The 322-nt window shown below is 43.8% G+C and carries 1 pseudogene; it reads right to left on the bottom strand.

Annotated elements, in window-relative coordinates:
• Positions 1-322 (bottom strand): annotated as a pseudogene (locus FTW16_RS15475) (iron ABC transporter substrate-binding protein); the annotation flags it as partial.

Raw genomic sequence — 322 nt, 5'->3', positions numbered from 1 at the left:
TTTTATTGGTAGATACTTGGCATAAAATGCTGCGTATGCTGCTTCCGGGTTTAGGTCACTGAATACGTCTGGATACAAGATTTTTGCATAGAACTGAATCAAGGCTCCATCAATGATGGTACGGGAAGCACCGTGGTAAGCTGCGTACATACGATTATTCTTTACTGCAGAAATTGAAGACCAACCGATACGGTTTTTAAATCCTGCTAATCGCTCTTTTGCCAATGCAGACTCTACGCCTTCCCCCATGAGCATTGCGTCATCTGCACTGCCAGATTCATAGCCCGTCATTACAATCACATCTGGGTTTGCAGCAATGATT

Origin of the sequence: Vibrio sp. T20 (genome assembly GCF_007858795.1) — a bacterium.
In the GTDB taxonomy this organism is placed as follows: Bacteria; Pseudomonadota; Gammaproteobacteria; order Enterobacterales; family Vibrionaceae; genus Vibrio; species Vibrio satsumensis.
Note: the sequence above shows the minus strand (reverse complement) of the source record. Positions and strands in the feature narration are given on the sequence as shown.